We start from the raw sequence: 22,200 nt of genomic DNA, 5'->3' as shown, positions 1-22,200 counted from the left end.
GAAAATCGAAGCGCAAGTTTGCCAGCATTTGGTGACGAGGTGCGTCATCCATCGCTGCCTCGCAGCACTCTCGCATCAGACCAACCCACCATTGGCGCGCAATACCTGGCCATTGATCCAGACACGACAGCGGCATCCTCCTGCTAGCCCAGTAGATAAAGCGGAAAAGTGCTTGGATGCAGGCTCACACAGCGTGTTGCCCGCCTGCCAGGTTGATCGCGGTGACCTGAAGAACGCATCGTCACTATCGCTCAGGGGCAGAGCCTTGAAGAAATCAGTGTCGTTGGCCAGTACGTCGACCTAGCCCAAGCGACGTTCGATTTCCCCTTAGAACTCAACTGAACGGGATATACGTTGAATATGAATCAGCGATTGAGCGAAGCGCGTAAACGCAAGAATCATCCATTAAAAACAGCCACCTCGGATGATTGATTTCTTGGCGAGTGCATCTCACAAGGTTTAAACGCCGATCTTCATGCATCAGGGCTCTTCGAGCGCCTCTGCAAACTGACGAACAGCATCGACCACTTGCCGAGCACCATCTTGAATTTCTTCAATGACCTGGCCAGCTTGATTGACCAGACCAACGCCTCGATCAACCTCATGACGGCTCGACTCCATACTGTTCACAGCTTCTTGCGCCAGTTCATGGTTACGTCTCACTACGTCGACAATCTCGACCGTCGCTCGGGCAGTTCGTGCTGCCAGATTACGAACCTCATCAGCGACCACGGCGAAACCACGCCCCTGTTCACCCGCCCGAGCGGCTTCAATGGCTGCATTGAGGGCAAGCAAGTTCGTCTGCTCAGCAATACTGCGAATCGTCTGCACGATGCTACTGATCATTTCTGATTGTTGACTCACCGCGGTTATGCCCTCGGCAGCACGAGACAACTCATCAGCTATGCCGCGCACCACCTCTACAGTGTCTCTAATTACCTGAGCGCCATGGCGGGCTCTCTCGTCAGTCTGCTGAGAAATTTCGTAGGCAAGCCTTGCAGCATCTGATTCAGCTTCCTGCTGACGCACCTGCGCGGTGATGTCACGCGCGAACTTGACCACCTTGTAGAGGTGCCCTCCGACATCGAAAACCGGGTTGTATGTGGCACTTAGCCAAACCGTGTGACCGTAACGATCAAGGCGCTGAAAGCGCCCAGAAAAAAAATCGCCTCGATTGAGCCGCTCCCAGAACTCACGATACGCAGAGGCATCAACCTCCTCCCGGGTACAGAACATTCGGTGGTGCTTTCCCCTTATCTCACTCAGGCGATACCCCATGGTTTGCTCGAAATTCTCGTTGGCTTCGAGTACCTCCCCTTTGAGGTTGAATGAAATGATGGCCATAGAGCGACTAATAGCCTCAATCATGCTGTTCTGCTCTTGTTCGCGAGCAACCAGCTGGGTGATATCGGTGGCCAGCTTGAGAACGCCCTCGATGCTGCCATCGGCACGCCGGATAGGGTTATAGCTTGCCTCTAGCCAAACCTCCCGTCCCTGCTTGTTACGCCGAAGAAATCGATCACGAATAAACTCCCCTCCGGCCAGGCGTTGCCAAAACCGACGGTAGTCTGCCCCGGCCTGATAGTCGGGAAAACAGAACATACGATGATGCTGACCAACGATCTCATCTAGCCGATAGCCCATTGTCGCCAAGAGGTTCTCGTTAGCGCTGACGATCGTGCCATCAGGCTTGAATTCAATCATCGCAGTGGAACGATCGACTGCAACTCTACGAGCCTCTGCCGCTTGTAATCTCTGCAGAGCCTGAGCCAGGGTCTGCTTAATCGATCTGTTGAACATGAATTTCCCTGACAGCGAATAGAGTTCTAGGGGAAGGAGAAACGCCTAAAACCTATACTAACCTTTTACAAACAAAAATGTACGTATAGCTTTTACGGATTTCGAGCGCACCTGATCACTGCCTCCGCCTCTTCCTCCACTTGCCCTGAAGATGCAGACAGAATCGAAAAATGGCAGCCTCTGCTATGGCTCGCTGAACGACCGGTTCATGCCGTCGGTAAGCGGGCCGGCAATGTAGTTGAACAGCGAACGCTCGCCGGTGAGGATGGCGACACTTACAGGCACGCCGGGCAGCAAGGGATAACGCGCGCCGGAATGCTCGAAGGCCTCCTGTGCCGGGCGGATGCGTACACGGAAGTAAGGGATGCGCTGCTCGTCGAGCACCGAGTCCGGGCTGATGTCGACCACTTCGCCGTCGATGGGCTGAAAGCCACGAGCGATGGAAGACACCAGTTGGATGCGGGCCTGCTGGCCGGGAGTGACCATACCGATATCACCGACCGGCAGCCGCGTCTCGATCATCAACGGCTCACCCGCCGGTACCAGAGTCATCAGAGTGCCACCCGGCTGGATTACGCCGCCTTCGGTCACCACTTGCAGGGTCATGACCACGCCTTCGATGGGTGAACGCACCACCTGCCGCTCACGGCTGTCTGAGAACTTGAGCAGGCGCTCCTGCAGTTCGGTGATCTGTCGGCGTACTTCGGCCAGTTCCTTCTGCAGTTCCTCGTGACCACCCGAATCCAGGCCGGTGAGAGCTGCCTGCTCCTGCTTTAGACCTGCGTACACACGGCCCAGGGAGGCCTCGGTTTCCTGCAGGGTGCCACGCAATTGCTGTTCGTCCTTGAGCAGTTCCAGGTGTTCGTAGCGGTTGGCCAGGCCCTCAGTCATCAGTTTCTGGCTGATGGCGATCTGTTCGCGCAGTAGCTTGAGCTTGGAACTGACGTGGCCGATGCGGGCCTTGAGTTCCTTTTCCTCAGCGCGGCGCTGCTGGATTTTCTGCTGCTGCTCCTCGGAGCGGCTGTCCAGGCGACTCTTCTGCGCGATGAACAGGTCGCGGTTGACCTTGACCTGCTCAGGGAAATCTCGCGCCAGTTCTTCGGGCACGATCATGTCGTCGGCCCCGGCCAGTTGCGCCTCCAGACGCAGGGAGCGGATACGCAGCGCAGCCAGTAGCGCCTCGGTCTCGCGCCCTTCGGACATCATGGCGACCCGTTCGATTTCCGCCAGCGGCTCGCCAGGCGCCACACGCTGCCCTTCGCGCACCAGGATACGGCGCACGATACCGCCCTCCAGGTGCTGCACCAGCTTGGTCTGCCCCAGCGAAGTCACCTCACCGGGGGAGTGGCTGGCGATGTCCAGCGGGAAGAACAGCGACCACAGCAACATGGCGCCGAGCATCAGCGCCAGCAGGCGGATGGTCAGGCGGCTGCCCAGCAGTTCGTCGCCAGGCAATGCCGGGTCGGTCTTGCCGGGCAGGAAGAAACCGGCCAGGCGACTCAGCAACGGATGGCTCTCGAAGGCCCCCAGGATCCGGTCAGCGATGCGACCAAGGCGGCTAGGTACGTCATTCATCGGCATGCCTTGCTCAGCCATGCTGGACTCCTTCGCGTGCAGGTTTGCCATCTCGCAGCACGCGCGGTACCGGCTTGTAGTTGAGGTCGATGACCGTATCGGCAGCACCGAGGATGAACGATTCATTGCTCATCATCACCAGCGTACGCCCCTCGCGTACCAGGCGGCTGAGCAGCGCCGCGATGGCCTTGCAACCCTCGGCATCGACGCCCTCGGTAGGATCGTCCAGTACCACCAGTTGCCCACCACCGAGCACCGCGCGTACCAGCGCCAGACGCCGACGGATACCCAACGGAATACTGCCGCCACCGTTGCGCACCACCAGGCCCAACCCTTCCGCACCACCTTCGACGAAAGCGCCCACCGCCAGCTCCCGGCACAACTCCAGTACCTTGGCATCAGCGGTTTCCGGCGCCAGCACGCAGAGGTTCTCACGCAGGGTGCCATCGAAGAACTGCGGTTCCTGCGGCAGATAGGCGACCTGACGACGCCACCACTGCGGATCGGCCTGGCGCAAGTCCATGCCATCGACCAACAGATGGCCACGGCTGGGCTCCAGCAGCCCGACCAGCAAGCGCGCCAGGGTCGTCTTGCCGCTGCCATTGGCACCGGTGAAAACCAGCACCTTGCCAGCCTCCAACGAATAATCGAAATGCTCCAACACCGGCACGGCCTGCTTCGGGTAACCGAAAGCCATGTCCTCGAAGCGCAGGCTGCCGCGGGTCTGGCCAAGGCGCACACCTTCGGCACGCTCACGCGGAATGGCGCACAACTGCCGTGACAGCTCCAACGCGCGCTGACCACGACCGATCTGCTCGCCCAGACCGAGCGCGCGCGTCAGTGCCGCCAGGGCTCGGCTGGCGAGAATGTTGCAGCCGATCAACGAACCGATGTCGAGGTTGCCGGCCAGCACCTCGCGCGCCCCCAGGCCCATGATCACCATGCTGAGGATCAGGGTTCCGGCGTAGCTGGCGTTCTGCATGGTGTTCTGCAGGCGATTGAGTTGAGCCCGCTGTTCGGCCTGATCGTCAGCGCAGGCACGCCATTTTTCCTTCAGCGCATCGGCTGCGGAAAACGCCCGCACCATTTCCCCGCCAGCGGTGAGGTTGTGCTGGTAGCCGGCCATCTGTATAGCAATACGGCTCTGCGCCTCCATCGGCTCACGCAGGCGGCGCTGCGCCAGCAGCGACACCAGCGTCACGCCGACCATTACCAGCAGGGCCATACAAGCCAGAAACGGACTGAGCATACCCAGCACCACGACGAACACGAAGGCGAATGGCGTGTCCAGTAGGGTCACCAGGTTGGGCGCGCCGAAGCATTGCTGCACGGTGCTCTGCCCGGAGAGAATTTCCCGCCGTGCCGTATGCGGCAACTGCTCGACCAGTGCGTATTGACCACGCACCGCCCCTTCGAACAGCGTCTCACCCAACTCCGTATCGGCCCGTGCGCACAGCCATTGCGCCACGCGCAGACGCGCATTGCGTAGCAGCACCTCGAAGCCCACCGCCATGACGGCGCCGAGCGTCAGGGTCACCAGGGTTGCGTCGACCCCCAGTGCCAGGTACCGGTTGAGAACATGGATGCTGTACAACGAGCTGGCCAGACCGAGCAGATTGATCAACAGCGAGGACAGCCACAGTTCCAGGCGCAGCCTGGGTTGCAGGGCGATTCGGCGGAAAAACTCGTTCATCGTGACACTCGGAAAGGCCCCCTGCGCGTCGCCGCGCAGGGGAACGGGTTACACCGTGTAAGGCTGGATGATGTCCTGCGGCAGGCTGTGCGCGTCGGGCTGGTTGGCCAGCTCTGCGAGCGCCACCAGGCCGCTGCCATCGGTACCGCCGGACGTGTCGGCATCGTAATACAAACGCGTGACGTCGCCATTGGAGATCAGGAAGAAGGCGGCTCCACTGTGCTGTCCATTGCCAGTGATCGCCGCCTCCAGCTCGTCCAGGTGGCCGTTGTTGCCAGTGCCGAACTGGAACTGTCCCGGCGCGAAGCTGACCCGGTAGACGTCGGCGTTGCCCTGCCCGGCCAGTTGCGCCAGGGTCTGCATGATGTCACCGGTGAAGGCTTGCGAGACCGAGCTCAGGCCATTCAGACCACCGAAAGCCGTCGGGTCGAAGGTCAAGTGATCGACGCCGGCCTCGAAGTCCAGGATCGCGTCCATGCCATCGCTCGGCGACATGTAGTGGAAGCGATCCGCCCCCGCGCCGCCGATCAGCACATCGGCCCCCGCGCCACCAACCAGCAGGTCGTCGCCATCGCCACCATTGAGCACGTCACTGCCAGCACCGCCGAACAGCTGGTCGTTGCCACCCAGGCCAGACAGGTTGTCGGCACCCGACGTCCCGGTGAGCAGGTCATCGTCGGCACCTGCCTGGTCGTCGTTGCGCAGCACCACGTCCTTACTGACCAGCACGTACGGGCTATTGGCCGTGGCGCGCAGAACGATAGACATCAGCTCGTCGGCCTCCACGGCTCGGTCACCACTGACCTGGAAACTGAAGCTGGCAGTGGTACTGCCGGCGGCGAAAGTGACGCTGCCCGAGGGCAAGGTGCCACCGAAGTCGTCGGCATCCACGCCCTGCCCTGCACCCGGGGTGACGCTCCAGTAGAAGGTCTCGGCACTGGCCGTCGGGTTGCGGGTCACCTGGTAGGTCACCGTCTGCAGGCCGCTATCGCCTTCCACCAGGCTGTCCGGACCGCTGATGGCCAGGCCCAGGTCGTCGTCACGGATGGTGCCACCGAGAGTTGTGGCACCGCCGGCGATGGCCGGGTGAGTGAAGGTCAGGTCGAACGACTCGTCGCCCTCACGCAACGAATCACCACGGATGGGCAGATTGAAGATCATCTCCGACACGCCAGCGGCCAGGGTGATGGTGCCGGTCAACGGAATGGTGAAGTCGTTGGCGTCCACCGCCCCGACGATGCTGTAGTGAACGGTCAGTGCAACGTCATCCGGCCCCGCGCGCAGGATGCGGTAGGTCAGCGGCGTGGTGGTGCCAGGCGCGCCTTCCAACCGGCTGTTGTCCAGCGCCAGCACGGTCAGCGCGACATCATCGCTCTGGATAGTGGCACGTGCGCTGCCCTGCAGCGGGTTGACGCTGCTGCCGCCACCACTGCTGGACAACTGAACGGTGAACTGTTCATCGGACTCGCCGATATCATCGCCATTGACTGCGATCTCCAGCACCTTGCTGGTCTCACCGGCGGCGAAATGCAGGGTACCGGTAGGCAGCACGCCACCGACGAAATCGGCGCCGTCCGCCGGAGCCGCGCCACTGCCGGCCACCGACCAGTCGATGCTGGCGCCTGACGTGGTGTCGCCACTACGGGTGACGGTAAAGCGGAATACCGTGGTAGCGCCGCCGTTGCCCTCAGCCAGCACACTGTCCACTACGCGGATGGCAAACTGGTTGTCATCGTTGAGGATGGTGCCGCTGGCACGGTCGTTGATCAGGTCGATGCCCTGAGGGTCGCTGAGCACTACCTCGAAGCCCTGATCCGGGCCGAGCACGTCGTCACCCTGCACGCGGATGACGATGTCCTTGTAGGTTTCGCCATCGGCGAACACCAGCGAGCCAGATGGCAACACTCCACCGACGAAGCTGCCGGCGTTGGCCGGATAGATGCCGTTGCCGCGTAGCGACCAATCAACGCTGACACTGCCGCTGCTGTCACCGACCCGCTCCACGCGGTAGACGAACTCGGTCACCTCGCCCGTGTCCCCCTCGCGCAGGCTGTCGCTGCCCAGAACGGCGATGCTCAGACCACGGTCATCGTTGAGGATGGTGACGCTGGCCTCGCCGGTGAGGATGGTGGCGCCTTCGGCGTCACTGAGCACCACGGAGAAGGTCTCGTCCTGCTCACCGAGAGTATCGGTATCGACCCAGACGGTGATGGTCTTGCTGGTCTCACCAACCCCGAAGGCGACCACGCCACTGACGTAGACGCCGCCGAAGTCTTCGGCATTGACCGGGTTAGCGCCCGACGGCACCACCTCCCACAGCACGCTGGCCGGGCCGGACAAATCACCACCGCGGGTGACGGTGAAGGTCACCGGAGTCTGCAGACCGTCGCTGCCCTCCACCACCGTAGCGGCGTCGGCGCTGATCCAGAGTACCGGGTCGTCGTTGAGCACCACCGCACTGACCGGGCCAGTGGTGATAGTGGAACCGTAGCTGGGGTTCTCCAGTTGTACCGCGAAGCTCTCGTCTTCCTCGCCCAGCTCGTCGCTGAGCACAGCAACGGTGAAGGTCTTGCTGGTCTCACCGTCGGCGAAGTGCACAGTGCCGGTCAACGCGGCGAACTCGGCGTCACTCAGCGGGTGCGGGCCGATGCCGGCCGCGCGCCAGTCGACGCTGGCAGTGCCCACGGCGCTCCCGATACGGTCGATGCGGAAGGTGAACAGTGTCAGACCGCTGTCACCTTCGACCAGCTCGCGAGTCACCACGCTCAGGGCCAGGCTGTCATCGTCGTTGACGATGGTGCCGATCTGATCGTTGCCGACGATATCGGCGTTACCGGTCGGGTTGGACAGGTGCAGGGTGAACGACTCGTCGCCCTCGTCGAGACCGTCGCCAAGCACATCGATGTAGATGTCCTTGTGGGTTTCACCCGCGGCGAATACCACGGAGCCGGACGGCAGCACACCACCCGGGAAGTCGGCTGCAGTGGCAGAACCGGCCTGCACCTGCCAGTCGACCGAGGTTTCGTCGCTGGTATCGCCGCTGCGAGTGACGGTGAAGTGCAGGCGTCCCGGCGTGCCGTTATCGCCTTCGTGAACCTGCGCGACGACACTGGCCAGGGTCAGGTCGATGTCGTCGTTGCGGATTATCCCAGCGGCACTGCCGGCACTTGCATCGATGGTGCTGCCAGCCCCTGGCTGATACAGCTCGACACTGAAGTGTTCGTCGATTTCGACGTCGCGGTCGCTGCGTACCGGGATGGTCAGCACCATCTCGCTCTGCCCGTCGGCGAAGGTCAGCGTGCCGCTGCTGGCGAAGAAATCACTGACATCGGTATCGCCATGGTTGATGCGCCAGTTGACCGTGGACGTGCCTTCGGTACTGCCGGTACGGGTCACGGTAAAGGTCAGCGAGGTGCCCTCGGCGGCATCGGCAGCGCGCGGGGCGATGGCGAACACGTCGTCATCGTTGCGGATCACCGCGTCCACCTGCTGGTTGGCGAAGCTATGGCTGAGGCTGTCACTCGGCGCCTGCAGGCTGACGGTGAAGCCTTCGTCCGGCTCCAGCTGATTGTCACCGGCAACCCAGACGGTGATGGTCTGGCTCATCTGACCTTCGGCGAAAGTCAGGTCACCGAACGGCAGTTGGCCGCCGAAGAAATCGTCCGCCGAAGCCGGATTGGCGCCGCTGCCCGCTACACTCCAGGCCAGGGTCGTGGCCAGGCCGCTGCCGGTACGGGTGACCAGGAACTGGTAGCCCGTGGCGCCACTGTCGCCTTCGACCGGCGTGGCGGTCACACTGATATCCCAGTGCACGTCATCGCTGACGATGGTACCCGTGGCGCTGCCGACCTTGATGTCGGAGCCAGCCGAAGCATTGCCGAGCACCACCTGGAAGGTCTCGTCCGGCTCGACCAGGCGATCACCGATGACGGTGATGCTGATGGTCTGGCTATTGGCATCGCCCGAAGCGAAGCTGAGCGTGCCGCTGGGCAGCACACCGCCGAGGAAATCGGCGGCATCGGCCAACCCCTGCAGGCTCCAGTCCACACTGGTGGCCAGTTCGAGGTTGCCGCTGCGGCTGACGGTGAAGGTGTAGACGGTCTGCAGGCCGTCATGACCTTCGACATGGCGCGCGTCAGTGGCCACGATGGTCAGCGACACGTCGTCGTTGACGATGGTGGCATCGGCCGTGGCCTGGGTGAACACCACGCCATCGGTGCTGTTCAGGCTCAGGCGGAAGTCCTCGTTGGCCTCGCCGCTGTAGTCGCCGCGCACCGGCACGCGGATGGTCAGCTGCTCCTGGCCGGCAGTGAAGGTCACGCTGCCGCTGGTCTGCAGGAAGTCATCCGCCGAGGCCGGATTGGCGCCGATACCGGCCACGCTCCAGTTGATGGTTTCGGTACCGGACAGCTTGCCGCTGCGGGTGAGCACGAAGTCGAACCAGGTGGTCTGGCCATCATCGCCTTCGGCCTGGGCGGCCGGTGCGGTCACGTCGATCACCACGTCATCGGCGATGATCAGGCCGTCGGCGCTGGCTTGGTCGATCACCAAGCCACTGGCCGGGTTGCTCAGCACTACGCTGAAACCTTCGTCGTGCTCGGCCAGCACATCACCGCGCACATTGATGATCAGGGTGACGCTGGCTTGACCCGCCGGCAGCACCAGCGAGCCGGACGGCAACGAGCCAAACTCGAAGTCGGCGCCATCGACCGGATGTGCACCACGCCCTACCACCGCCCAATCGACGGTCTTCGGCTGATCCAGCGAGCCGCTGCGGGTGATGGTGAAGGTGAACGCGGTGGTGCCGCTATTGCCTTCGGCCTTGCTGGCATCGGTGGCGGCGATGCTGATGCTGGCATCGTCGTTGACAATGGTGCTGCTGGCGCTGCCGGTCTGGATCTGCGCACCGACTGGATTACCCAGCACGACCTGGAAGGCTTCGTCGCCTTCCACCAAGGTGTCGCCATTGACCAGCACGGTGATGGTCTTGCTCGACTCGCCGTCGGCGAACGTCAGGCTGCCGCTCGGCAGGCCGCTGTTGTCGCCGATCTGATCGGCCGTGGCGAAATCAGCCACCCCAGCCAGAGCCGAACCCAGACGCCAGTTGACGCTGGCACTGCCACTGGTGTCGCCGCTGCGCTGTACGGTAAAGGTGAACGCCGTGGTACCGCTGTGCCCCTCGGCCAGCTCGGTCTGCCCAGCCACGATATTGAAGGCCGCATCGTCGTTGAGGATGGTGCCCTCGGCCGTGGCCTGGGTGAGGGTATCGCCCGTGGTGCCCGCGCCTAGGGTGATCTGCACGCTGTAGGTTTCGTCGGCCTCGGCCACGGCGTCCTGGCTGGACTGCACGCTGATGGTCTTGGTCAGTTCACCCGGGGCGAAGACCACCGAACCGGACATCGCCTGCCCAATCAGATCCGCTGCGTTGGCGCTGCCGTTGAGCAGGATCTGCCAATTGATGGTCTGGCTCTGCACCGTGTCGTGGCTGCGGCTGATGACGAAGGTCTGCGCCTGGCCCTCCTGCGCAGCCGGGCCGGCGACGATGGAGAAACTCGAGTCGTCGTTGCGGATGGTGCCGGTAGCGCTGGTGCGGATCGGGTCGCTGATATCGCTGCTGAGGTTACCCAGGACGATACGGAAGTTCTCGACCTGCTCCGGGGTGACATCACCAACCACGGTCACGGTGATCTGCGCCGTGGTCTGGTTGGCCGCGAAGTTCAAGGTGCCGCTGGTAGCGCCAGTGAAGTCCGCGGCGTTGGTGGTGTCGTGCAGCAACGACCAGTTCATGCTGGAGGTGCCGCTGATGACGCCAGAGCGCGTCACGGTGAAGGTCAGGGTCTGATTGGCATCGGTCTCGGTGATCGAGGCATCGGCGATGCTGATGCCGGTGTCATCGTTGACGATGGTCAGGTCAGCGCTGTTCTGCCCGGTGACCGGGCGGTTGACGATACCTGCACTGTTGAGGGTCTCCTCGTAGAACACCACGCGGAAGCCTTCGTTGTTCTCGACCTGGCCATCGCCGCGCACGACGATGTTGATGTTGCCGGTCATCACACCATTGGCAAAGCTCAGGGTGCCGCTGGGCAGGACACCGCCGGAGAAATCCGCGGCATCGGCCGGGTTCGCACCGACACCCTCGACACGCCATTTCACCGACCCGACGCCGGTATAGCCGGTACGGCTGACCGTCAACGAGTAGGTGGTGGTCTGGCCGGCATCTGCCTCGCTCTGGCTCGCGACGGTCGGCGTGGCGGTGTAGCGCGTATCGCTTTCCAGCAGGGTGCCGGTGACGTTCATGCTGGTGGCGCTGCTGGCGCTCCAGCCATCACTGCCGAAACGAACAGTAGAACCGGTGCTGTCGGCCGGCGCATTGAGGCGTAGGGTGAACCCCTCGGTGTTCTCGATGATGCCGTCGGCCTTGAGCAGGTCGAGCAGCGAGACATTGTAGCTGGACACCCCGGCAGGCAGGGTAAAGGTACCGTTCATGCTGACGAAGTCGGCACTGCTGGTACTGCCGTTGGTCAGGGTATAGCCGATGGTCAGTTCGTTATCCATGCGCCCATTGCGCACGATGGTGAAGTTCAGCGGCTGCCCTTCATAACCACTGGCGACCGGATCGGCGTTGCCAAAATAACCGACCCACAGGCGGATATCGTCGTTCTTCAGCGTAGTGCTGGCACTGTTCTGCGCCGGATCAAGGCCGGTCGGACCGTACTCGTCACGGTACTGCGAGGCGATGAACGTATTGTTGTAGGCGTCGCTCGGCGAGATGAGCGAGAAGTTCAGCAGCGTATCCGGCTCGATGACGGTGTCACCCGGGAAGGTCACGGTGACTTGCTTGCTGGTTTCGCCTGCGGCGAAGCTCACGACCCCGTAGGTGGTGTTGGTGTAAGGCGAATACGACCAGACAGTGTTACCGCCGTAACCGCTCACCTGCGCCCCGCCGTTGCCACCCCCGTTGATGTTGTTGCCGACGATCTGCCAGGCCACGCTGCTGGCGTAGTCCACGCTGCCGCCCGGCTGTGCGGTACGGGTGATGGTGAAGGTAACGCTGGTGGTGCCGGTGTTGCCTTCGTAAACCTCGCTGGTGCTGCTGGTCACGCCGAGCAGTGCGGCCGGCTCATCGTTCAATACCCAGCCGCCTTGGTTGTAGCCGAGCGCCGGCGTCTCGATATCACCATCGAGGTTCTGCGGGTTGCTCAGCACCATCTGCACTTCTTCACGCCAGGTCTCGGTCAGCGTGTCGTTGACGGTGTAGAGGGTGACGGTCTTGGTCAACTCACCATCGACGAAGGTGAAGCTGCCGCTCAGTGTACGGGTGGCCGCATTCCAGGACAGGTCCGGGTTGTTGGCCAGGATCGCGTCCATGTCCAGGTCGGACGGGTCGAGCTTGTACCAGTCATTACGAACGTTGTTGGACTCGTTACTCGCCTCCGAACCGCCCAGGACGATTTCCCAATCCACGGAGTCGCTGCCACGCTGGTCACCAGCGCGGGTGATGGTGAAGACCAACTCGTCACCTTCAGCGATACGCTCGCCGCTGACATCGAAGCGGGTGTCGTCGTTCTGCAGTACCACGTGATTATTGATAGCGCCGTTGGGCGGGCTTGCCGTCGAACCAGGCTGGATGCTGCTACCCGGGCTGGCCTGGTTCAGGTAGAGGCGGAAAGCCTCGTCGTACTCGCCGAGGTCATCCACCTGAGTACGGATGGTGACGTACTTCACCGACTCGCCGTCGGCGAACTCCAGGCGACCTGACGGAATGGTGCCGTTCCAGAAGTCGTCGGCGCTGATCGACGCATAACTGCCGACGCTGGTCTGCACCGCCCAGTCGACCCAGGCTGGCCCGGCAGTGGAGATGGTGCGATAGACGGCGAAGGTATGCTCGATGTAACCGTCAGAAGCACTGCCGCCATCGGCGACGGTATCGCCCTCTAAACGATTGCGACCGGTAGTGGGCGTGTCCTGAATGTAGAACTCGGCCTCGTCACGCTGAATCTCGCCGAACAGGTAGACGGTGGACGCGCTGGTGCCGTTCTGCAGCGTCTGATCAGCGGTGTAAATATTCTGGCTGCCGGTTTGCGGGGCGCGCAGCTCGTCGATACCACTGACGTTGTTGAACTGCACCTTGAACCACTGGTCGTCCTCGACGACATTGTCACCACGCACGGTGATGGTCACGGTCTTGCTGGTCTCGCCACTGGCGAAGCTGACCGTGCCCGATGGCAAGGTACCGCCCACAAAGTCTGCACCGTCGGCTGAGTACTCCCAGCGTCCGTTGTTGTAATCGACGACGTCGTGGCCGCTCACATTCCAGCTCAGACTGGAGGCTTTGGCCGTATCGCCGCTACGGGTCAAGGTAATGGTGTAGGTGGTGTTCTCGCCGTCGATCTTCTCAGCCTGACGCGCCTGTGCCCACTCGATGGTGACCAGGGTGTCATCATTGGTGATGGTGCTCTGCACACTACCGCTGCTACCAATTGAGGTGCCGCCGCTGGGGTTGCTCAGCACCAGATTGAAGCGCTCGTTGCCTTCGATGCTGCCCACCCCGGTGTCGCCATAGGCGTATACGCGGAAGGTCTTGGTGACCTCGTTCGCCGCGAACGTCAGGGTACCGGACGGGTTGAAGTTTACCGAGCCGTTGGTGAAATCCAGGTAGTTGGTATCGACATGCTGCACGGCCCAGTCAACCGTGCTGGTCTGGTTCAGGTTGCCGGTGCGGGTGACGGTGTACTCGAAGAACGCGCTAGTACCATGGCCGGCGTCACCTTCGCTGCGCGACAGGGTACCCGTGATGCTCAGTTCGGCATCGTCGTTGCGCACCACGCCATCGGCACTGGCCGTGGCGATCTCGTTGCCGGGCGAGGCGTTCTCCAGCAGCACCCGCAGCGTTTCATTGCTTTCGAGCTGGCTGTCACCGGCCACGCGCAGGGTGATGGTCTTGCTAGTTTCGCCCACGGCGAATGTCACGGTGCCATAGGGGATACCATCGACATCGCGCAGCACACCAGCGGCCTGGGAGGCGAAGAAGTCGGCGCCGCTCACCGAGTTGGCGACGCTGGGGTCGACCCGCCAGTCAACCGTGCTGACCTGGTTGGTGTAGCCGGCTCGGGTCACGGTAAAGGTGAATTCGACGTAGCCGCTGTTGCCTTCGCCCTTGTCGGCGGACAATGGGCTGATGCTCAGCGAGGCGTCGTCGTTGGTCAGGGTGGTGGTGGCGCTGGCGGTGCCGATGCTGGCGTTGGCCGAGGGGTTGGAGAGCGTCACGGTGACGGCCTCGTCATCCTCGACATTGGAGTCGCCGCGCACGCGGATCACCACGGTGGCAGTGCTCTGGCCATCGGCGAAGCTGAGTGTACCACTGGAGGCCTGACCAACACCGAGATCGCTGGCGTTCAAGCCACCGGACAATGTCCAGGTCATGTCGCGGGCGCCGCTCAGAGAACCGCTGCGGGTCACGGTAAATACGACATCGCGCTCGCCGCTATTGCCTTCGGCCTGGGTGGCAGCGTTGGCGGCGATGCTGAAGCTGGCGTCGTCATTGACGATCTGCGTGCTGGCCGTGCCCTCGCCCGCTTCGATGGTGCCGCCCGTTGGGTTGAACAGCGATACCTGCAGCGACTCGTTGTTCTCCACGGTGTTGTCGCCACGCACGCGGATGGTGATGGTCTGGCTGGTCTGGCCGGCTGCGAAGCTGACCGTACCACTGGGCAGCCCGGCGTTGTTGCCAAGGGTATCCTGGCTACCCTGGAAATCGGTGGCATTGATGCCCGTGGCCGGGTCCAGGCGCCACTGCACGGAGCCTGTGCCAGTGGTCACGCCGCTACGCGTGACGGTGAAGGTGAATTCGGTGACATCCCCTGTGGCGCCTTCGTTCTGTGCAGCCGGCGCGCTGATGCTGAAGTTGGTGTCATCGTTGGTGACCAGCGTGCTGTCGCTGGGCTTGATCAGGATGCCAGCGCTGGGGTTGCTCAGCGTCAGGGTGAAGGCCTCGTCAGCCTCTACGCGGGTGTCACCACGCAGAACGAAGCTGACGGTACGCTCGGACTGGCCGGGGGCAAACGTCAGGCTACCGGCCGGTAGACCACCGATGGTGTCGGCTGCGTCGCCGCCGTTGCTGCCAGTGACCTGATAGTCGACCGTAGCACTCCCAGAGAGGTCGCCACTGCGCACGATGGTGTAGATCACCGTCTTGCTGCCGCTGTTGCCCTCGCTGATGCTGGCCTGCTCGGCGTTCACCGAGAAGCCCTGATCGTCGTTGCGAATTACCCCATCGGCCGTGCCATCGACCACCGCCTGCGGCGTGCCGTCTTCCAGGCGGGCATTGTTCAGGGTGACGGTGAAGGTTTCATCAGCCTCCACCTGCAGGTCGCCGTTGACCTGGATGGTCAGGGTCAAGCTTGCCTCGCCAGCGGCGAAGCTCAGAGTACCGCTGCTGGCAGCGAAGTCGGCGGCATTGGCAATACCGGACAGCGACCAGTCCACCAGGGCAGCCGAGCCCAGGTCGCCGGCACGGGTCACGGTAAAGGTGAACGCCGTAGTGCCGCTGTTGCCCTCAGCCTTGTCGGCGGCCAGCGGGGTAATGGAGAAGCCCATGTCATCGTTGTCGATACGGGTCTCGGCGCTGGCCACCGTCAGCTCGGTGTTGCCATCGCGGGCCTGCAGCTCGACGCTGAAGCTTTCATCCAACTCGATGTGGCCATCACCGGCCACGCGCACGGTGATCTGCACGCTGGTCTGGCCTTCGGCAAAGGACACGGTGCCGGACGGCAAGCCGGCGTTAGCGCCGAGTGCGTCCTGGCCCACGACGAAGTCGGCCAGGCTGGCGGCGTCGACGCCCTGCCCGACCGCCACTTTCCAGTCGACGCTGGTTGCGCGCAGGTCGCCAGTACGCGTCACGGTAAAGGTGAAGCTGCGCTCCTGGCCGGCATCGCTTTCGGTAGCGCTGGCCTGGTCAGCGCCGATGGAAAGCGCCAGGTCATCGTTGCGCACCAGGGTGCTGGCGGTGTCGGTGAGCAGTTGGGTCTGGCCATGTGCCGGGTTCGAAACCGGATTACCCAAGGTCAGGGTGAGGGTTTCGTCGCTTTCCAGCACGGCATCACCGAGCAGTGTCAGCTCGATGACCTTGCTGGTTTCGCCGGCGGCGAATTCCACCAGACCATTGAGCGCAGTGCCGAGGACGAAATCATCGGCCTGCAGTCCGCTGGCGGCCCAGGTCACGCTGACCGGGCCAGACAGGTCACCGCTGCGCGTGACGGTAAAACGCAACACCTGGGTTTCGCCCGCTGCGCCTTCATCCACCACAGCGTGCTCGGCCTGGATACTGATGCCGATGTCATCGGAAACGATGCTGCCTTGCGCCTCGCCAACCAGGATGTCGGCATGACCACTGGCGTTGCCGAGGGTCACGGTAAAGGACTCATCGCCCTCCACGTCGCGGTCGCCACGCACGGCGATCTGGATGACCTTGCTGGTCTCGCCCGGGCCGAAGGTGACGGTACCGGACGGCAGCGCCCCGCCAACGAAGTCCGCTGCATCGACCTCGTCAGACAGACTCCAGTCGACGCTGGTGGTGCCCGTGGTGACCCCGGAGCGGGTCACGGTGAATTCATGGATGACGCTGCCACTGTCACCTTCTACCAGGCCACTGCGGGTAGTGGCGATGGCCAGACCAGTGTCGTCGTTGGTGATGGTCGCAGAAGCCGAGGAGTTGCCCAGACTGGCGCCAGTGGAAGGGTTGTAGAGCTCGACGCGTAACCCTTCGTTGGCTTCCAGGCGATAGTCGCCGGCCACCTGCAGGGTGATGGTCTGGCTGGTCTGGCCGCTGGTGAAGTCGAGCGTGCCGGACGGCAGCACGCCGCCGACGAAATCGGCGCCGTCGACCGGGTTACCGCCCTCGCCGACCACGCGCCAGGCCACACTACCGGTGCCGCTCAGGTAGCCGGTACGGTTGACCAGGAAATTCAGCTGCGCTATCTGGCCATCGCCGCCTTCGGCGACGCTGGTGGTCTGCGCCTGGATGGCGAACTGCTGGTCGTCATTGAGCAGCAGGCCATTGACGCTGCCATTGCCAACCGTGGCGCCCGGGTTTGGGGCGCCGAGACTGAGCACGAAGCTCTCGTCAGCCTCAAGCTGCGAGTCGGTGGCGATGTGCAGGACGATCTCCAGGCGATCAACGCCCGCGGCGAACACCAGCGTGCCGCTGGGCAGCACGCCACCGACGAAATCACTGCCATCCACGCCATTGACAGCGCCCGGGGCAAGACTCCAGGTAATGGTGTCACTGCCAGTCAGGTCGCCACTGCGCTCGACCACGTAGCGCAGCTCATGGCTGCCACCACTGCCTTCCAAACTGTCGGCCTGGGACAGCAGGTTGAACACCACGTCGTCGTTGCGGATCAGGCCATTGGCCGAACCGACGGAGATTTCCGCACCTGGGCTGGGATTGCTCAGCACCACCTGGAAGGTTTCGTCGAGCTCCACCAGGTTGTCCGGCGACAGCGGCAACGTAACCACCAGGCTTTGTACGCCACGACCGAACTCGAGGGTGCCGTTGAAAGCGGTGCCAGCGATGAAATCCGCGGCATTGGCGGCGTTGGCATCGCTGCCGAACAGCAGGCTCCAGTCGACACTGACGCTCTGGGTCAGGTCACCCTGGCGTTGCACGGTGAAGTTCAGCGAGCGCGGTGTATCGCTATTGCCTTCGGCGGCGACCAGGCCGGTTTCGTCGAGAATCAGGCGCGCATCATCGTTGATCAGGCTGCCATTGGCGCGATCCTGAATCACGGTCATGCCTGGCGTGGTACTGCTGATCACCACCTGCAACCCTTCAGTGGGCTCGTAGTGGCTATCCGGGGTCGCGCTGAAACGAATCACCGCACTGCTCTGGCCCGGTGCGAACTCGACGGTACCAGAGGGCCACGTGCCGCCGAAGTCGGCCGCGTCTACCGGGTTGCTACCAAAGCCCTGCACATGCCATTGCACGGTACCGGACAGCGACAGCTCGCCGGTACGGGTAACCACGAACTCCAGCGGCGTGGTGCTGGTGGTGCCTTCACGCACGTTGGCATTGCGCGCGACGATGGAGACGGCCTGGTCATCCGAGTCGATGCTGGCCAGTGCCGCGCCGACGTCGATCTGGCTGTTGGCGTCCTGTGCCTGCAGCGACACGGTGTAGCTCTCGGTGCCCTCGATCTGGGTATCACCATTGAGGCGCACATAGATGACCTTGCTGCTTTCACCCGCGGCGAACTGCACGGTGCCGCTCATGGGCTCGTCAGCGGCAAAATCGTTGATGTCGGTCGGCAGCTCGCCATAGCCGGCGATCTGGTAACCGATCTGCCCGGCGCTGCTGATGTTGCCGGTGCGGGTAACGATGAAGGCCTGCACGCCGCCAGCGCCATTGCCCTCGACGGTGGACGGCGTCAGGGCCTCGATGCTGTACACCGATTCATCGGTGCGGATGGTGCCGTAGGCTTCGCCGTTGATGATCTGCACACCGGCCGGCGGGTTGTGCAGGACGATGCCGAAGGTCTCGTCCATTTCCGCCAGGTTGTCACCTTTGACCCAGACCGTAACCAGCTTCTGCGTCTCGTTGGGCGCGAAGGTCACGCCGCCACTGGGCATGCCGTCGGCCAGGTTGAGCAGGTTCTGCCCGGCAATAAAATCGTTGGCGTCGGCGGCATGGGTACCCACACGGACGAAGCGCCAATCGATGCTGAGACTCTGATCCAGCAACTCGGAGCGCGTGACCATGAAGGTGATCGCGGTCTGCTGACCCTGGCCGCCTTCCATCACGTCCATGGTCACGCCGCGCAGGCTGACGCCGGTGTCATCGTTGAGGATCACGGTGCTGGCACTGCCACCGGAGACGCGCAAATTGCTCTGCTCGCTCTGCAGGCTGACGGTCAGGGTCTTGTCGTCCTCGACCTCACGGTCGCCACGCACGGTAAGCACGATGTCACGACTGGTCTCGCCGGCCGCGAAGTGCAGGAGGCCACCATCGATGCCTTCGATCAGATCCTCGGCATCGACACCGCTGACCGACCAGCGCACCGAACCGCTGCTCAGCGAATCGGTGCGGGTAACGGTGAAGCTGATGGTCGTGGTGGTGCCAGTGTCGCCTTCGACGATCTGCGCCTGGTTGGCACGAATCGACACCAGACCGTCATCGTTGAGCACCGTGGTGGTGGCGTCAGCGGTAACGATGGTCAGGTTGCTGCTGGGGTTGCTCAAACTGACCTGCAGCACTTCATTGGGCTCCACCACACGGTCGCCGAGCAGCGGAATGCTGATGGTCTTGCTCACCTCGCCGACACCGAAGGTCAGGGTGCCGGACGGTAGCTGGCCACCGATGTCGGCCTCGTCCAGGCCGCTGGCAGCCCAGTCGATGGTTGCCTGAGCACGGCCGTTGCTGCGGGTGACCACGAAGGTCAGCAACTGCTGCTCGCCCTCGTCGCCTTCCAGCACCTGAAGGCGCGTGGCCTGGATGCTGACGGTGGCGTCGTTGTCGAGAATCTGTACCGAGGCACTGGACTGGCCCAGCTGGCTGCCCGCACTCGGGCTGCTCAAGGACACCACGGCAGTGCGGTCACCCTGCGCCAGATAATCACCTGGCACCTCGATGCGAATCTGTTGCTCGATCTGGCCATCGGCGAAAACCAGCGCGCCGCTGGGCAGCGAGCCGCCGAACAGCGCCGGATCCAGGCCATTGAGCGTCCACTGCACCTGAGCAGCACCGGTTGCGGACGTGCGGCTCACGGTAAACACCAGCACCATGGTATCGCCGTCGTCGCCCTCGACCACGTCGCCACCACCCCGCACGGAAAGAACCGGAGCCGGCTGGCTGCTACCAGTCGGAGGCGTGTTCTCGTTGCCGCCAGTATCAGTGGGCAGGCCGCGATCCGTGCCGGCAGACAAACTGCTGCCGATACCGCTATCGTCACGGAAGTTGGGGAACACACCGAGGCCGCCGCCTGCGACGCCACCAGTCCCCTGCGATGCGCCACCCGGGCCAATACCCGACGTGACGCCACCGAGCAAACCAGGGCCAAAACCGTCGAGGTTGAGCACCGCCAGCTCCGGCGGCACACCCGGGGGCAACACGCCGCTACCGCTGAGGTCACCGGTCAGTTGCGTACGCTCGGGTTGTGTCGCCACATCGCTTCGATCGATATCCTGGCCCAGCAAGCCGGTAATTTCAGGACGGTGTGTGCTGTCGAACGGAGCTGGAGCCGAGATCGACGGAGCGGCTTCCACAATGGGCGCAAGCACATCGAGGGGCGCGCTAGTGCTTCCTTCATCGAGTCTCTGAACCTCGATATCGGCATTTGCCAACCAGCTCTGCACCCAGGAGAACGCCTCAACTGCCTCCGGCTGAGCCTGAGCGGCGCGCGCCTGCTCGGCAATGGACTGACGCAGGCTCTCGACCAACTGCACGGGAATGCCGGCAGCGTGGAGCATCTGACTCATGGCAGCCAGGGCCTGCTCGAGCGAATCGATCCCGTCGGGTGCGCGCCCATTCAGGAAATCCGTGACAACCTGTACGGCACGAACCAGGGTATCGATCTGTGCACTCGTCAATTCAGCCATTGAGGCTACTCCTGCTATCTACAGCCTGTCTTTTGGAAGCGCGAACGCACCTGGAACAGGTGCGTGCATGTCGATGCGATTGCGATGACTCAAGACTCAGTTGGCGCTGGGCTGGCCCACTTCCAGGGAAGCGACGGGCAGCACGCGCGCCGCAGGAACGATGATCCCCGGCTGACGGAAAATCCCCGGGGTCAATTGCCCCGTTGCGCGCAGCAGACGATAGGCGGCGATGATCTCGTCGATACCGGCGGCGGTAGCGTCGCTCTGGGCATTGATCAGACCAATTTCGCCGTTGAGGATATCGAGCAGGGAGCGACGCCCCATCTCACGCTCCTTGCGGGCGAGCTCAAGGAAGCTTCCGGCGATGCGCACCTGATTGCGCAGATGGTCAGCGCGCTCACGCGAAGTCTCCCAGGAGACCCAGGCGTTGCGGGCTTCTTCCATGGCCTGAATACGCACGTAGTCGGCTTTCTCCTGGGCACTGGCAACGGCCTGATCGGCAGTGCGGGTCACGTAGTTGGCGCGCATGCCAAGGTCGAACTGCCAGTCGAAATTGACCATGGCCTTGGTGTCGTTGCGGAATCCCGGCGTGTCGTCGTAGTCCTCGTAGTGCTCCTGGCTGAGGCGGAATGACAGGCGCGGCATGAGCTCCTTGTTGCGCGCGGCATCACGCTCGGCGAGGGTGACTTCGGCACGCTTGATGGCCGCGAGCAAGTCAGGGTTCTGCTGGCGCACGCTGTCGACGATGGCGGCTTCTGAAGCCGGCAGGCGGTCGCTGGGAACGGCCAGTGCCTCCAGGGTATCCGGGGCAATTGCGGACTCGCCAAAGATCACCCGATAACGGTTCAGGGATTCGCGCATGCGGCTATCGGCCATGACTCGGCGCGCCTCGGCGCCAGCCAGTTGCGACTTCGCCTGCAGCACGTCGGTCGCATAGCCACGGCCGGCCTCCATGCGCGCGTTCTCCAACGAGGTCTGCTGTTTGATGTTCTGCTCGGACTGGCGGGCGTAGGATTGTGTGCGCTCGGCCTGGATAACCTGCAGCTGGGCTTCGATAGCTGCCAGGATGAGGTTCTGCACCTGCAGTTCGCGCTCGGCCTCTTCCTTAACCAGTACGACCTTGGCCGCCTGGACACGCGAAGACGTGGCGCCAAAGTCGGTGATCAACTGATTGAGTCCCACGCTGGCATCGACAGGATCGTAATGCCCGTCCGTGCCCTCTTCACGATGGGTGTTTCTGCGCCCAGCGCCGGCATTCACGGTCAGCTTCGGGTAATAGGCAGCCTTTTCGACATTGACCTGCTCACGAGCGGTCTCGACATCGGCGTCCACCATCCGCACCAATTGGTGTTCACGCAGGATACGATCGAGATTGGCGGCAAAACCCTGATCGGCAGAAGCATTCGCGGAGCAGAGCAGTACACAGGCGGCGAGCAGTTCTCGCCGGGCCTGTAAGGCAGGTTTGATTCTTGAAAGCATGGGGCACACCCGTCATGGTCATCGTCATGCCGGGAGTCGCACCGGCACAACAATACTAGCGT

At 62.9% G+C, this 22,200-nt stretch carries 5 protein-coding genes; all 5 read right to left on the bottom strand.

Features of this window, described 5'->3' with window-relative positions; all coding sequences use genetic code 11:
• Positions 1-480 precede the first annotated feature (480 nt).
• The 5 genes from BM059_RS21335 to BM059_RS21315 all read right to left on the bottom strand — a co-directional run bounded on the left by BM059_RS21335 (position 481) and on the right by BM059_RS21315 (position 22,138).
• Positions 481-1,800, bottom strand: a complete 1,320-nt coding sequence (locus BM059_RS21335) for a methyl-accepting chemotaxis protein (RefSeq protein ID WP_074941257.1) — start codon at positions 1,798-1,800, stop codon at positions 481-483.
• A 183-nt stretch (positions 1,801-1,983) separates the two neighbouring features.
• Positions 1,984-3,396 carry an HlyD family type I secretion periplasmic adaptor subunit gene (locus BM059_RS21330; RefSeq protein WP_167364594.1) on the bottom strand — a complete coding sequence of 471 codons (1,413 nt, stop codon included), beginning with the start codon at positions 3,394-3,396 and terminating at the stop codon, positions 1,984-1,986.
• Entirely contained in the window at positions 3,389-5,068 is a 1,680-nt protein-coding gene (locus BM059_RS21325; RefSeq protein ID WP_074941256.1) for an ATP-binding cassette domain-containing protein, read from the bottom strand. Before BM059_RS21325 ends, BM059_RS21330 begins: the two co-directional genes overlap by 8 nt.
• Positions 5,069-5,116: 48 nt before the next feature.
• The gene (locus BM059_RS21320) at positions 5,117-20,659 is read right to left on the bottom strand and encodes a Calx-beta domain-containing protein (protein ID WP_074941255.1); all 15,543 of its coding nucleotides are present in this window, start codon (positions 20,657-20,659) and stop codon (positions 5,117-5,119) included.
• Positions 20,660-20,755: 96 nt separating this feature from the next.
• Complete coding sequence (locus BM059_RS21315; protein ID WP_074941254.1) at positions 20,756-22,138, bottom strand: TolC family protein; 1,383 nt, start codon at positions 22,136-22,138, stop codon at positions 20,756-20,758.
• Between the last annotated feature and the right edge of the window lie 62 nt (positions 22,139-22,200).

Source organism: Ectopseudomonas composti, from assembly GCF_900115475.1.
GTDB classification, from domain to species: domain Bacteria; phylum Pseudomonadota; class Gammaproteobacteria; order Pseudomonadales; family Pseudomonadaceae; genus Aquipseudomonas; species Aquipseudomonas composti.
The sequence above is the reverse complement of the archived record's forward strand: the minus strand, read 5'-3'. Positions and strand labels throughout refer to the sequence as shown.